Consider the following 14,431-nt stretch of genomic DNA (forward strand, 5'->3'; position numbering starts at 1 on the left):
AGGAAACTTTTATCGAGATATGTTATATTGGAACCTACATTGATAGACTAAGATAGAGTGAGGGTTCGGAAAGGATGAAGAAAAAAACGAGATCAAAGAGAAGACTGAGACCTTGGGTGAAAGCCGTGCTGTTGATCATGGCATTTGTCATGGTGATGGCGGTATCCGTAACAGGATATGCATACTATAAAATTTCAAAAGCGTCGAATAAGGCGCAAGTTTCATTAGAAAGAGGAGACACCTCTCAAAAGCGTGTAAAAGCTTTTGATCCAGGGAAGGATAGCTTTTCGGTGCTGCTCTTGGGGATTGACAGCCGTCCAGGTGAAACGGTAGACGAAGCAAGAAGTGATGCAGTCTTACTGGCGGCAGTGAACCGAACAGAGAAAACCATTAAGCTCCTCAGTATTCCTCGTGATTCTTATGTCGATATACCGGGAAGAGGCTATGATAAAATTGCCCACGCCCATGCGTTTGGGAGTGCAGATTTGTCGGTCAAAACGGTCGAAAACTTGTTGAACATTCCAGTAGATTATGTGATTTCAGGGAACTTTATGGCGTTTCAAGACATAGTGGATGAGTTAAATGGAATTGACGTAACGATTGAAGATGAAGGCATCGCAAAACAAATAGAAAAGGATTCAAAGGGGAAAGTTCAAGTGCAGACAGGCACTCACACACTGAATGGCGAAGAAGCATTAGCCTTTGTGAGAACAAGAAAAGCAGACAGCGACCTCATGCGCGGAAAGCGCCAAATGGAAGCACTTCAAGCCATCTTTGAAAAATCTAAATCTATTTCTTCGATTCCGTCATATGACAACATAATTGATACGCTTGGTGATAATGTTTCAACCAATCTGTCAATGAAGCAGTTTATCGGTCTTTTTCCTTTACTGAGCTCACTGAAATCTGTGGATACGATTCAGCTAAAAGGGCATGATTATCAGCCGGGGAATGTGTATTACTTTGAGTTAGATGGACCAGGATTAGACGAAATCAGAACAGAGCTGAGAGAACAGCTTGAATTATGATTAATATGAAGGAGCCTGCCGCTGAGGCAGGCTTTTTTCTTTTAATAGTAAAGGGTTGCAGGCATTGTTGGGTACCACACGCCGTTTAGAGCAAGTGCCCAGCCATACACTTTTTGACCAGATTCAATTTTATCCTTAACTGAATTGAACGGTTCATATGAATTGACTTGATAAGACTCTCCGGTTTTTTTAGCCACAATGACAGATAAAATATTATTATTGAGCACACTCGGTTCCTTATCATTACTCGTCCAAGCAATGCGCTGATAATAATTTGAGTTGAAATAATTATCAAGTGCCTTTACTTCAAAATACACTTGATGTCCATAGAGAAAAACCGTCGTATAGGCTACGCTTGTTAATTGTGATGGGGCTGAGGGTTCCTGTTTTGATGCTTGTAGTGGCTCTGCTGCAGAAACGGTGCTAGGGACAAGTAGGCCAGCTGCTAGAGTAAGTGCTGCTAATTTTTTGATCATCAATATACCTCCTGAATTTTGGTATATTGATTTATTCGCCAAAAATGAGAGAACTCATTTTGTTTTGTGAAAAATATCCATTTTATTTTTCCTCATGGAGAAAATACCGAGTCAGCAGTTCCTCTACTCGATGACGTATACGAGGATTAAAGTATTTATGCTTTTCTTCATAGCCATTTATGATAAATAAATACGTTGTGAATCCTTCATCGTGTTCAATTTGCTGTACCTTCATTTTTTCTTTACGTAAATGCTGCTTCAGTTCGTAAAGGGCTTTTTGTGCTTCCTTTAACGCAGAGGTCATAAGCTGAATGTATGGGTCATTTAGTTTAAATGGTTGGTGTTGGTTTAAGTGAGCCAAATCACGATTGAGGATGGAGATGACCATTGGAAGAAAGATGGCCTGTTCCATCATCTGAAGCTGTATTCTTGATAGTCTTGTCATATCCATGCCTGCTTTCTTTATGAATAGAACGTATGTTCTTATTTATTATATCGGATGCGTCAAACAATCTCAAGGGTCGAGTGTAAGACATTTGTATATTTTTATGTTTTCCATGTAAAATGAAATGTAGACAAACCTTGAAGGAGTCAATCAAGTTGACATCATTTCTTTCTATATTTACTCATGAAAATATCACAGCATTTTTTGAAAGTTATAAGGAATTTGGGCCAATTGTCGCCATATTGCTTCCACTGATAGAAGCCTTCCTTCCGTTTTTACCCCTTGTGGCGTTTGCGGTGGCAAATGCAAATGCGTTTGGCCTATGGGAAGGTTTTTTATTAACCTGGATCGGTGCAAGTGCAGGGTCTTTACTTGTTTTTTTGCTGATCAGAAAATTTGGACAGATGAGAATGCTAAACTTTATCAGCAGACACCCTTCCATTAAGAAATTGATGCTTTGGGTAGAGAAGCGGGGATTTGGTCCGTTATTTATTTTACTTTGCTTTCCTTTTACACCTTCTGCTGCCGTCAATGTGGTAGCAGGCTTATCAAGAATTAGCGTGTGGCAATTCTCGTTAGCCGCATTGGCTGGTAAGTGTGTCATGCTCTTTATCATTAGTTTTATTGGTTATGATCTTTCTGCTTTAGTAAAGAATCCGTTAAGAAGTGTATTTGCGGTTCTAGTTATCGCTTTATTATGGTATGTTGGAAAGAGAGTAGAAAATAGGTTGAACATTCGAATGAGCAAGCGTGAGGACAAAGGAGGCTCTTAATGAAAAAGAAGCCATTGCTATGGTTGATGATTATTACATTCATCGTCTTATTGTTCCAAGTAAAGAATTTCATGTTTGTCACGTACAAAGTAGAAGGGGTTAGTATGGACCCGACATTTACAGATGGAACAGAATTATTAATCAACAAGTTCTCGCCAAAACTCACGAAAATCAGTCGGTTTGATTATGTGTTATTTCACGGACCGAAAAATCAAATCTTAATTAAACGGGTCATTGGCCTCCCGGGAGAAACGATCAAGTATGAAAATGATCAGTTATTTGTCGATGGTGAAAAATGGAAAGAACCCTATTTAAAAGAGCAGAAAAAACATAAAATGGGGAATGTCCTGACAGGAGATTTTCAGCTGAAAGCCATCACGGGACACGATAAAATCAAAAACAACCATTACTTCGTGATCGGAGATAACCGTATACATAGCTTTGACAGTCGGCATTTTGGGACGATTTCAAAAGATCAGGTAGTGGGTGTCAAAAGAAATCAAGATGAATAAAGAAAAGAGGCGCTCTGCATATGCAAAGCGTCTCTTTTTTATTTTGCGGCTTTATAATTAGGATGTTTTTTTGCCCAGACGTGATGTAAAAATCGAAAAAATGGTGGCAGCATGGCAATGACAAGGGTGATTCTAACGACTTGTACAGCCACTACGAAGGTTGAGTCCTCATGGAGTGTGACTGCTGTCGTTGCCATTTCTGCAATACCGCCAGGCGAAAAGGCAAGAATGGCTGTAATGGCAGAAATGCCTGTGACCTCTGCAATGGCAATTGAACTGAGAACCGTTGCAGCAATCAGTCCAGCTGAGCTGACGACAGCTACAATGATAGTGTTTTTCAGTCCGACAAACATCTGTTTAGTCATTTTTGACCCGATGGTTGCACCTAGAAATACTTGTGATGCAATATTTGCTTGTGCTGGCCAATAAGGAATCAAATCATGACCTATAAGCGCACCTGCACCTACTTGAAGTGCTGCGACCCCCAACATGCTGCCAATCAGCCAAGGGGCAGGGAAATGAAGACGAACCGCCAGGCGTGACATAAGCCAGGCACCTAAAATCAGTGCAGCGGTCCACGAGATGTTTGACAGGGTGAAAATGCCAGATGAGAAGGCGCTCGTTTGCGTGGCTACTGCCGCATCCGCTTGGTTTTTTGTATTTAAATAGAACACCGTAAATGGGATGGTGAGTACAACCATTAATACACGTGTTGTTTGTACGAGACTGACAACGGCTGTATTGGCTCCAACCTCTTGGGCAATCCCCGGCATAGCAGATAAACCGCCAGGCGCAGTTCCGACAAAGCTGGTCAGCATATCAGTTTTACTCAGCTTCCATAAGGCAAAACCAGAGAGCATTGCTAGTAGAATAGAAAAAACGAGCATGAAACTCACAGGGAGCCAATTCTCAGCGAAAATATGAAGGACTCTCATGTTCATTTTCTGCCCGAGTTCGATTCCGAGAATGAAGTGACCAAGGAGTAGCCATCTGTTGTGTATACGTAAGGTGTGGTTTTCTTTACGCTGAAACAGGGCGGGCCGGCGCATAGATATAAATGCAGCTGTGACTAATGTACCGATCATCCAGCCGATAGACATTCCTGTTAAAGACAAAAGAAATCCACCTAAACCGCTTATTGCGATCAGGATGAGATCGGTTCGAAGGCTGTTTCCTTGTTTCATCACATGTAAACCTTCTTCCTATAAATTCGTTCAGTAAGTGAAATGTTATTATCTTCACTATAATACAAAAGGCTCTATAAATAAAATACGAATTTTTTTACCATTTTCATAAGATTATCTTATCAAGAATCTAACCGCTTATTTATAGTAAATAGGAATATAATTTTTACCAAAAAGAAAGGTAATATACAACGATTTTCCCTTATTTTTGTTATCTGTTGACTATCATTTTTGATTGCACTACAATGCTTAGTGTGAGGTGATAACATGAAAATTCCTTCTTTTAAATATAATGAAAAGGGATTGAATCGTTTTTTCGGTCCTTTAGAGGGGAGAATTATGGAGATCCTTTATCAAGGTGAGGATATGCCGATTAAAGAAGTGCAGCAAAAGCTGTCAGATGAAAAGCCGATTAATTTCAACACGGTGATGACTGTGCTGAACCGTTTAACCGATAAGGGAATAGTGGAGAAGAAAACAAAAGGGCGTTCATCTATTTATAATCCCATTTTAACAAAAGAAGAATTTCTAAATGAGCAGACAAAATGGATCACGCAAGGGCTCATGGATGATTTCGGCCCACTGGCAGTGAATCATATGGTGGATGCGATTGAAAGTGCTGACCCTGAGTTGCTCAAAGTACTTGAAGCAAGGCTAGCGTCTAAAAAAGAGGAGCAGCAAAATGAATAAAATGAAGTCGAGTCTGCTGTTTTTAGGCGGTATTTTGATTGGTTTAACAATTTTTTATCAGATGGGGTATTACGTGCTTTCAAGCTTTTTTGGCTGGAATCAAGCATATAATCTGATTCATGTATGCCAGTCTGTTCTCGAATTCTACGGATTCACTCCTTTAAAATATTTTCTGGATGCTTTAGTCCTCTATACTTTGGGATTTGCGATTTTCTATATGACGAAGCAAATGAGAAAGTATATGCAATTCAAACGACATCTGATGATGGCAGCCGATCAACAGCTGACCGAATTTCTCTCAAAGAAATATGCAAATGACATCATCGTGTTCCATTGGCATGAACCACTTGCTTTTGCGATGGGGATGTTTCATCCAAAGGTCTACTTATCAACGTCTCTAATGGAGATGCTGGATGATGGAGAGATTGATGCTGTTGTTCATCATGAATTGCACCACAAATATAGCTATGACCCTTTAAAGGCCTTCACATTTTCAATGCTCACAAAAGTCATTTGGTACATTCCGGTGTTAAAGCATATGAGACAAAGCTATTCCGTTTTTCGTGAAGTGATTGCAGATGACTATGCTATTCGGCAGACAGGCACTGAGCTTGGAGTGGGTCAAGCTCTCTTGAAACTCATTAAAAAGAGAACTCAGTTTCAAAAACAAACGAAGTTCGCGGTATCCTTTGGAGATCGGGCATTGAATTTAAGAATACAGAAAATCTTAAATCCAACATACAATATTCCTTTCAATGTACCAATCATTCCAATCGTGACATCAGCCATCCTCATGGTGGTCTTAATGATTATGCTTAACCTAAATTACTAATTTTTTTTTACTAATTAACATTACATTATGTAGTGTAAAAATAGGAGGAAATCACTATATGAAAACGAATCAAGAAATAGGAACACTTTTTGTACGTGTTATTTTAGGTGCTATTTTCTTTTTACACGGACTTCAGGCATATCAAGGAGGTCTGGGAGGAACAGCGGCATTCTTTGGACAAATCGGTATACCAGAATTCATGGCCTATATTGTAAAAACAATTGAACTGGTCGGGGGTATTGCTTTAATTTTAGGTCTAGGAACACGTATTTTCGCAGCATTATTTGTACCAATTATGGCTGTGGCGATTATCACTGTTGGATTTTCTAAAGGATTTGTTGGCGGTTATGAATTTGAACTCTCACTGCTCGTCATGGCGCTTTATTTAACACTTAGCGGCAGTAAGTTTCTATCTATTGATGGGATGCTGAAACATCAGCAGCAAAGCAATGAAGCAAAATTTCATTAAATGATCATGAAAAAACTCCTTCTGCTATTTGTGGCAGAGGAGTTTTTTTATTTAGCAAATTGTCGTTTTCGCGATTGAAAAAGTGAAAGAGGTGAGAGGTTTACTGGGAGTCGTACAATATTGTTTCAATTGAATGAACAAAAAGACGATTTCATTTTTTGACGGAACATACGATCTCCTATTAAAATAGGACTATCTAAGATACATGGTGCGTTAAAAGATATAAAAACCATACAGCATGCTGCTGTTCATCTTGTGCGATACGTTTCATGAGCTCTTTTGTTCCTTGATCATGGACATAGTCCGATACTGTTAAGTAAAAATCGACCGTTCTTTGTTCATCTTTAAACGCGAAAACAAGTCCTTCTCTGAATTGATCTGGACAAGGTTCTGTTACACTTGGTTTGTGGTTTTTACCTGTTAAAGAATAATAGAGCTTTGAAAATAGCTGATAGTGTCTGACTTCGTCCTGGCGTATTTCTTGAATGATTTTTTTCGCCTCAGGACTTTTTGCTTTTTGAGCAAGTTTTTCGTAGCATTGGATCGCGGAATATTCACCATTGATCGCCTTCTCAAGGTCTGAAATGATCCTTGTGTTTTGGCGCATGTCATATGGCGAGTAGTCATAATAACCGTAATACATGATATTGCCAGCCTCCTTTGAGTTCACGATGGTTTATGATATGTAAAGAGTGAGGAAAGGTGCCTATGTTCATTTTTAAAATGAGAAAGGTGACGTGATAGGAAAATAGCTATTTACCTTCATTTTCGCTAGAATATGAGTACATAAGAAAGGTGTTGTGGAACGTGGAAATTCAGTTTTTAGCAGGCAGATCGGGGAGTGGAAAAACGACTGCAATCTTAGAGGAAATCAAAGAACAGCTTCGGCTTGATCCGTTGGGTCCGCCAATCATTTTTTTAGTCCCGGATCAAATGACATTTTTAATGGAATATGAGCTTGCAAAAACGTCTGAAGCTGGCGGTATGATCAGAGCCAAAGTATTTAGTTTCACACGTCTCGCTTGGTCTATTTTACAGCAGACTGGCGGAGCAAACCGGCAATTTGTGACAAGCACAGGGATTCAAATGCTTTTAAGAAAAGTGATTGAAGAGCAGAAAGAAAAGTTTAAGGTGTTCAAAAAAGCGAGTGATAAGCCTGGGTTTGTGGAACAAATCGAAAAGACGATGGCTGAATTCAAAAGGTACTGTATGTTGCCAGAGGATATTGAAAAAATTTCAGTATCGAGCATGCATTCAGAGTATACAGAAGAAAGACGGGCAGCCGAAAAATTGCATGATCTGCATGTGCTTTATCAGCAGATGGAGCAGCATTTACAAGATGAATATGTGCACTCAGAAGACTATTTGACACTTCTCGCGCAGCAAATTCCTTTATCTGAAGAAATAAAAGGAGCACATATTTATATAGATGGTTTTTATCAATTTACACCTCAGCAGCTCCTCGTTATTGAACAGCTTCTGCTGCATGCAGCAAAAATAACCGCTGCTTTTACAGTGGATCGTTCCTATCATGATAAGCTGCCAAATGAACTGGATTTATTTCGTATGACAGGGAAAACGTATTACCAGCTCTATCAGCTTGCCAGAGAGTGCGGAGCGGCCATTACTGAGCAAATATTGGAGAGAAATAAACGGCATCTTCATACACCAGATCTTGCTTATTTAGAACATCAATATGAGCAGAGACCGGTGCAGCCATATCAGGAAGAAACCTCGCATCTCACAGTGTCTAAAAGTGCAAACAAACGAGCTGAAATGGAGGGAGTAGCGAGAGAAATTCTTGATTTAGTGAGAGAAAAAGGACTCAGGCTGCGAGATATTTCAATTGTGGCACGGCATGTTGACGACTATAAAGAGACGTTGAAAGAGGTTTTTCGAGATTACGATATTCCTTTCTTTATTGATGGAAATGAATCGATGCAGTATCATCCGCTCATTGAATTGATTCGTTCGAGCTTGGATGTCATAAAAGGAAACTGGCGGTATGAGGCGGTGTTTCGATGTGTGAAAACAGAGTTCTTATTTCCGCTCGAACTCGCCAAAAACAAAGCGAGAGAACAGGCAGATCAGCTTGAAAACTACTGTATTGCTTATGGTGTAAAAGGAGAGCGCTGGACAAATGGCTCCCGTTTTCATTACAGGCGATTTCAATCCTTAGATGAAGATTTTGGACAAACAGACCAAGAAATTGAAATGGAACAGATGCTGAATGATGTAAAAGAATGGATCGCACCCCCGCTTTACCAATTGCAAAAAAGGCTGAAAAAAGCGCAAAAGGTAAGAGACATGGTGGAGGCAGTCTATGTCTTTTTAGAGGAAATAAAAGTGCCGGATAAACTTGAAAAGGCGAGGATTGAAGCTGAAGAAGCAGGTAGAATAGCTGAAGCAATGCAGCATGGACAAGTATGGGATGCTGTTATTCAATTAATGGATGAATTTGTTGAAATGCTCGGTGAGGAGGAGCTCTCATTTCCTTTATTCCAACAAATGATGGATACAGGATTAGCCTCTCTAAAGTTCGCATTGATCCCTCCTTCACTCGACCAAGTATTTATTGGAAGTATGGACCTATCAAGAATGTATCAAGTGAAGTGTACATTTATCATTGGTGTAAATGATGGCGTTATTCCCGCACGTCCTTCTGACGAAAGTGTGTTGTCTGAGGATGATCGGGAATGGTTAAAGCGAGCAGGAGCAGAGCTGGCAGAGACAGGAAAGGAAAGGCTGCTCGATGAGCAATTTTTAATTTACCAAGCGTTGTCGAGCCCATCCCGTCATTTGTATCTATCCTATTCGGTTTCAGATGAAGAGGGACGTTCTCTGTTGCCTTCGACTCTTATTAAGTATTGTCAGGAGCTTATGCCGAACCATCAGCATGCTCTTTATGTATTAGACCCGGAACAGCTGAGTGACGAGGAGCAATTAAAATTTGTAGCGAATGAGCATGTTTCGTTATCTTATACCGTCTCACAGCTGCAGCAATGGCTCAACCAATATCCCATCAGCGGTGTATGGTGGAGTGTCTATCATTATTTGATGGCGTCATCTCATCGGGATGTATCAAAAAACATCTTGTCGAGTTTGTTTTTTACAAATCGAGCGAAGCGCTTAAAACCAAACGTCACAAAAGAACTTTACGGTGATCACATTCAAGGCAGTGTTTCAAGAATGGAAAAATTTAATGCGTGTGCGTTTTCTCACTTTGCTTCCCACGGGTTAAAACTAAAGGATCGACAATTTTATAAATTGGAAGCACCCGATATCGGCCAACTGTTTCACTCCGCTTTAAAGCATATTTCAGATACGCTAGTTGAACAGAAAAAGGATTGGAAAAACCTAACGAAGGAAGAGTGTGTCACCTATTCAAGACATGCGATCGAACAGCTTGCTCCGCGTCTTCAAAAGGAAATTCTATTAAGCTCTAATCGGCATGCTTATATTAAAGAAAAGCTCCAGAAAATTTTAATTCGAGTTTCTTCTATCTTAAGTGAACATGCCAAAGTGAGTGGTTTTTCTCCAGTAGGGCTTGAGTTAGGTTTTGGAGGTCAAGGGCCTCTGCCGCCGTTTACTTTTCAATTGAAAAATGGCTGCACGATGGAGCTTGTCGGTAGAATTGACCGGGTGGATAAAGCAGAAGGTTCAAAAGGGCTGCTTTTGAGAATCGTCGACTATAAATCCAGTGAAAAAGGTCTTGATCTTGCAGAAGTATATTATGGTCTGGCCTTGCAAATGCTCACTTACTTAGACTTGACCATTACGTATTCGAAAGAGTGGCTTGGCGTAGAAGCAACGCCAGCTGGCATATTATATTTCCATATTCATGATCCGCTCATTCAAGCACCTATCCCGCTTGCAGAGGATGAAATTGAGCAGGAAATTTTCAAGAAATTTAAAATGAAAGGTCTATTGCTAGAAGATATAGAAGCGGTCAAGCTAATGGATCAAACGCTTGAATCAGGAAGATCACAAGTGATTCAAGCCGGCTTGAAAAAGGATGGGTCCTTCCGTTCGGATTCTGCTGTTTTAAGTGAGGATCATTTCCGCATACTCACACAACACGTTCGGCGCACGTTTGAAGAGGCAGGCGAAAGAATTACAAATGGAGAGGTCGCAATTAATCCATATAAGCTGAAGGATCAAACACCATGCCGCTTTTGTTCATTTAAGTCTATTTGCCAATTTGACGAATCGATAGAGGATAATGAATTTAGAGTGCTTTCGTCTGAAAAGGATGATGTCGTGATAGACCGGATCAAAAAAGAAGGGGATCAGTATGAAAATACCAAAACCGAATAACAGTACTTGGACGGATGATCAGTGGGAAGCCATCGTTTCTGAAGGGCAAGATATCCTTGTTGCGGCGGCAGCAGGGTCAGGTAAAACAGCTGTTTTGGTTGAACGGCTGATTCGTAAAATGACCCGGCCAGAAGATCCAGTTGATGTGGATCGTCTGCTCGTTGTGACATTCACAAATGCATCTGCGGCAGAAATGAAGCACCGAATCACAGAAGCACTTGAAAAGGAACTAGCCAAAAACCCAGGGTCTCTTCATATGAGGAGACAGCTGTCACTCATGAATCGTGCCAATATTTCTACCTTGCACTCCTTTTGCTTGCAGGTTCTGCGCACCTTTTACTATGAGATTGACCTTGATCCAGGCTTTCGTTTAGCCGATCAAACAGAAGGAGAATTATTAGGAGATGAAGTGTTAGATGATCTGTTTGAGGATGAATATAAGGCTGGAAAGCCATCGTTCTTTGAACTAGTTGATCGGTACACTTCTGACCGCCATGATTTAGACTTGCAATGGCTTGTGAAGAAAATTTATGAGTTTTCCAGATCTCATCCTTCTCCTGAGCAATGGATGAGGGCATTTCTTTCTCTTTATGATGTAGATGCTCAAACAAAAGTAGAAGAACTGCCGTTTTTTCCATATATCAAAGAGGATCTTTCTCTCGTTTTTCGAAGCTGCCAAGAGCTGCTGGAACGAGCTCTTATGCTATCAAAAGAGCCGGGCGGTCCAGCACCGAGAGCAGAGAATTTTATAGATGATATTGAGCAAGTCAATGAATTAATTAGTCACCAGGATGATTTTGAGAAGCTTTACGAGCTTTTGCCGAACATCAATTTTAAAAGGCTCAAAACATGTAAAGGTGACGAATATGATCCTGTGCTGTTAGAAAAAGCGACAGATGCACGAAATCAAGCAAAAAAACAATTAGAAAAGCTCAAAGATGAATACTTTATGCGCAGTCCCGCCCAGCACTTAAAAAGCTTAGCTGAAATGAAACCCATTGTGGAAACACTTGTGGAGCTTGTCATCCGATTCGGAGAGCGTTTCGAAAGAGCAAAGCAAGAAAAATCAATTGTGGACTTTTCGGATTTAGAGCATTATTGCTTACGCATTTTAGCGGAGCAGGACGTGGAAGGAAATTTGATTGAAACCGAAGCGGCCAAGTACTATCAACAGCAGTTTGAAGAAGTGCTCGTTGATGAATATCAAGATACAAACCTTGTACAAGAAACGATTTTAAAGCTTGTCTCTAAAGGAGAACAGCCTTCTGAAGGCAACCTGTTTATGGTTGGTGATGTGAAGCAGTCCATTTATCGTTTTAGATTGGCTGAACCCATGCTCTTTTTAAACAAATATAAACAATTTAAACCAGACGGGAAAGAAACAGGGAAGAGAATTGATTTAAATAAAAACTTCCGCAGCCGTTCAGATGTGTTAGACAGTACGAACTTTTTGTTTAAACAGCTGATGGGGGAAACAGTTGGAGAAATTGAATATGATGAACAAGCTGAATTAAAGCTTGGAGCGAGTTATCCAGAAAGCGAAGATACAACGACAGAAATGCTTCTTGTTCATTTAGATCAACAGGAAGCGGAAAGCGACGAAGAGCGGGAGGAGCTCGAGACCGTACAATTTGAGGCGAGAGTCATTGCTAAAAAAATAAGAGAATTGGTGGAGCAGCCATTTCAAGTGTACGATGCAAAACAGCAAATGACCCGTAACTTGCAGTATCGGGACATTGTGATTTTGCTTCGCTCCATGCCATGGGCTCCGCAAATGATGGAGGAATTGAAAAAGCAGGGAATCCCTGTGTATGCGAATCTTTCCTCTGGTTATTTTGAGGCAACAGAGGTGTCTGTCACTCTTTCTCTGTTAAAAGTCGTCGATAATCCATATCAGGATATCCCACTTGCAGCTGTATTGAGATCACCAATTGTTCATTTAGACGAAAATGAAATGGCACTAATCCGCACGAGTGATAAAAAAGGCACTTATTATGATGCTGTGAAGGCATTCATGAGTGTGACTCATTCTGATCACCCTACCTGTAAAAAACTAGAACGGTTTTTCGGCCTGCTTCGTAAGTGGCGTGATTTCTCCATGAATCATTCGGTAGCAGAATTGATTTGGGAAGTATACCGCGATACGCAGTATCTCGATTATGTTGGCGGGATGCCTGGAGGCAAGCAGAGGCAGGCGAATCTTCGTGCTCTTTATGATCGAGCGAAGCAGTATGAAAAAGCGGCCTTTAGAGGACTGTTCCGTTTTCTTCGTTTTATCGAAAGAATGCAGGAGCGTGGAGATGATCTTGGTGCGGCAAAAACGTTCAGTGAAACCGAGGACGTTGTCCGTATGATGACGATTCATAGCAGTAAAGGATTAGAATTTCCAGTCGTCTTTACCGCCGGACTCGGCAGGAACTTTAATATGATGGACTTAAATCAGTCCTACTTACTTGATAAAGAGCTAGGCTTTGGAAGCAAATATATTCATCCTGAGCTGAGAATTAGCTATGCGACATTACCGCTTGTAGCGATGAAAAAAAAGATGAGAAAAGAGCTATTATCTGAAGAGCTGAGGGTTCTATATGTTGCGCTCACAAGGGCTAAGGAAAAATTATTTTTAGTTGGCTCCGTTAAAAACCAGGTGAAAGCATTGAGCAAATGGCAAAATGCAGCAGCCGGAGAAGAGTGGCTGATCCCTGATTTCGAACGTTATCAATCGAAAACATACTTAGATTTTATTGGTCCGGCTCTCATCCGTCATCAATCGATGTCATCTATTTTAGAAGAAACAGGTGAAGTTATTCTTTCGCATCCATCAACATTCTCGATCTCATTTACTCAAGCTACCGATCTTCTAAAAGAAGATATGTCACTTGAAAGAAAGCAGCAAGACGAGGTGGTACAAGCGTTGATGGAAGGTCTGCCTGTTGAAGGCTATGGTGATGCTGATGAGAAGGTAGCAGAGAGACTTTCGTGGAGATACCCATATCTAGCGGCCTCACAAGTAGGCACAAAACAATCTGTTTCCGAGATAAAAAGAATGAAAGAAATACAGGATGAGTATAGTGTTCCCTCTTCCCTTCGAAAAGCTCGTGCGACGTTATATGACCGGCCGGCTTTCATGAAGAAAAAAACACTTACTGCCGCAGAACAAGGTACTGCAATGCATACAGTCATGCAGCATATCCCGCTTCCGTCTGAGCAGCCCTATGATAAATCACAAATAGAGCACCTGCTTCATTCCTTACAGCAGCGAGATTTACTAACAGATGAGCAAGTCCAGTCAATTGATCAAGAAGGGATTGCTGCTTTCTTCTCTACTTCGATTGGTCAAAAGCTGCGAAATGCGGACTGGGTGAAGAGAGAAGTGTCATTTAGTATGGTGTTACCTGTTAAAGAGGTATACAGCCATATTGATGCAGAGGGGGAGCCTGTCCTTATTCAAGGAATGATTGACTGTTTATTTGAAACGGATGGAAAGCTATATTTACTAGATTATAAAACAGATAGAGTGCAAGGTAGATATACAGGCGGACTTGAAGCTGCTGAACCTATCTTGAAAAAGCGCTATGAAACGCAAATCGCATTATATGCAAAAGCGGTAGAACGTTTAACAAACAGAACATTGGAGGAGAAAATTCTCTATTTCTTTGATGGGAATTTAGAAATTTCTTTATAAATGTAACGGAATGAGAGGTGAAT

General features: G+C 40.6%; 12 protein-coding genes. 8 read left to right on the forward strand and 4 right to left on the reverse strand.

What is annotated here, in order from left to right:
* Positions 1 to 74 precede the first annotated feature (74 nt).
* On the forward strand, positions 75 to 1,028 hold the full coding sequence (locus AKG37_RS14900; protein ID WP_060699517.1) for an LCP family protein: 954 nt from the start codon (positions 75 to 77) through the stop codon (positions 1,026 to 1,028).
* A gap of 41 nt (positions 1,029 to 1,069) precedes the next feature.
* On the opposite strand, the gene AKG37_RS14905 is transcribed toward AKG37_RS14900, so the two are convergent.
* Positions 1,070 to 1,504: a hypothetical protein gene (locus AKG37_RS14905; protein ID WP_060699518.1), complete on the reverse strand. Its 435-nt coding sequence runs from the start codon at positions 1,502 to 1,504 to the stop codon at positions 1,070 to 1,072.
* 82 nt (positions 1,505 to 1,586) lie between these two features.
* Positions 1,587 to 1,949, reverse strand: coding sequence for a YhjD family protein (locus tag AKG37_RS14910; RefSeq protein WP_060699672.1), 363 nt, complete (start codon positions 1,947 to 1,949; stop codon positions 1,587 to 1,589).
* Between the two features lie 155 nt (positions 1,950 to 2,104).
* Here AKG37_RS14910 and AKG37_RS14915 point away from each other — a divergent pair, with 155 nt between their 5' ends.
* Positions 2,105 to 2,722 carry a TVP38/TMEM64 family protein gene (locus AKG37_RS14915; protein WP_078061029.1) on the forward strand — a complete coding sequence of 206 codons (618 nt, stop codon included), beginning with the start codon at positions 2,105 to 2,107 and terminating at the stop codon, positions 2,720 to 2,722.
* Positions 2,722 to 3,234, forward strand: a complete 513-nt coding sequence (lepB, locus tag AKG37_RS14920; protein ID WP_060699520.1) for a signal peptidase I — start codon at positions 2,722 to 2,724, stop codon at positions 3,232 to 3,234. Before AKG37_RS14915 ends, lepB begins: the two co-directional genes overlap by 1 nt.
* Before the next feature lie 38 nt (positions 3,235 to 3,272).
* Here the strand turns inward: lepB and AKG37_RS14925 are convergent, their stop codons facing one another.
* Positions 3,273 to 4,418: an AbrB family transcriptional regulator gene (locus AKG37_RS14925; RefSeq protein ID WP_060699521.1), complete on the reverse strand. Its 1,146-nt coding sequence runs from the start codon at positions 4,416 to 4,418 to the stop codon at positions 3,273 to 3,275.
* Between the two features lie 267 nt (positions 4,419 to 4,685).
* Between AKG37_RS14925 and AKG37_RS14930 the strand changes: the two genes are divergently transcribed.
* From AKG37_RS14930 to AKG37_RS14940, 3 genes are read left to right on the forward strand one after another with little or no spacing between them, the layout of a single operon-like run.
* Positions 4,686 to 5,108: a BlaI/MecI/CopY family transcriptional regulator gene (locus AKG37_RS14930; RefSeq protein WP_060699522.1), complete on the forward strand. Its 423-nt coding sequence runs from the start codon at positions 4,686 to 4,688 to the stop codon at positions 5,106 to 5,108.
* Positions 5,101 to 5,940 carry a M56 family metallopeptidase gene (locus AKG37_RS14935; RefSeq protein ID WP_060699523.1) on the forward strand — a complete coding sequence of 280 codons (840 nt, stop codon included), beginning with the start codon at positions 5,101 to 5,103 and terminating at the stop codon, positions 5,938 to 5,940. Before AKG37_RS14930 ends, AKG37_RS14935 begins: the two co-directional genes overlap by 8 nt.
* A gap of 58 nt (positions 5,941 to 5,998) precedes the next feature.
* The gene (locus AKG37_RS14940) at positions 5,999 to 6,409 is read left to right on the forward strand and encodes a DoxX family protein (RefSeq protein ID WP_060699524.1); all 411 of its coding nucleotides are present in this window, start codon (positions 5,999 to 6,001) and stop codon (positions 6,407 to 6,409) included.
* A gap of 196 nt (positions 6,410 to 6,605) precedes the next feature.
* On the opposite strand, the gene AKG37_RS14945 is transcribed toward AKG37_RS14940, so the two are convergent.
* On the reverse strand, positions 6,606 to 7,052 hold the full coding sequence (locus AKG37_RS14945; RefSeq protein WP_060699525.1) for a ferritin-like domain-containing protein: 447 nt from the start codon (positions 7,050 to 7,052) through the stop codon (positions 6,606 to 6,608).
* A gap of 164 nt (positions 7,053 to 7,216) precedes the next feature.
* Here AKG37_RS14945 and addB point away from each other — a divergent pair, with 164 nt between their 5' ends.
* Both addB and addA read left to right on the forward strand, forming a co-directional pair.
* Complete coding sequence (gene addB / locus AKG37_RS14950; protein ID WP_060699526.1) at positions 7,217 to 10,726, forward strand: helicase-exonuclease AddAB subunit AddB; 3,510 nt, start codon at positions 7,217 to 7,219, stop codon at positions 10,724 to 10,726.
* Complete coding sequence (addA, locus tag AKG37_RS14955; RefSeq protein WP_060699527.1) at positions 10,704 to 14,408, forward strand: helicase-exonuclease AddAB subunit AddA; 3,705 nt, start codon at positions 10,704 to 10,706, stop codon at positions 14,406 to 14,408. The genes addB and addA overlap by 23 nt, the downstream gene beginning before the upstream one ends.
* Positions 14,409 to 14,431 lie beyond the last annotated feature (23 nt).

Source organism: Bacillus australimaris (assembly GCF_001307105.1).
In the GTDB taxonomy this organism is placed as follows: Bacteria; Bacillota; Bacilli; order Bacillales; family Bacillaceae; genus Bacillus; species Bacillus australimaris.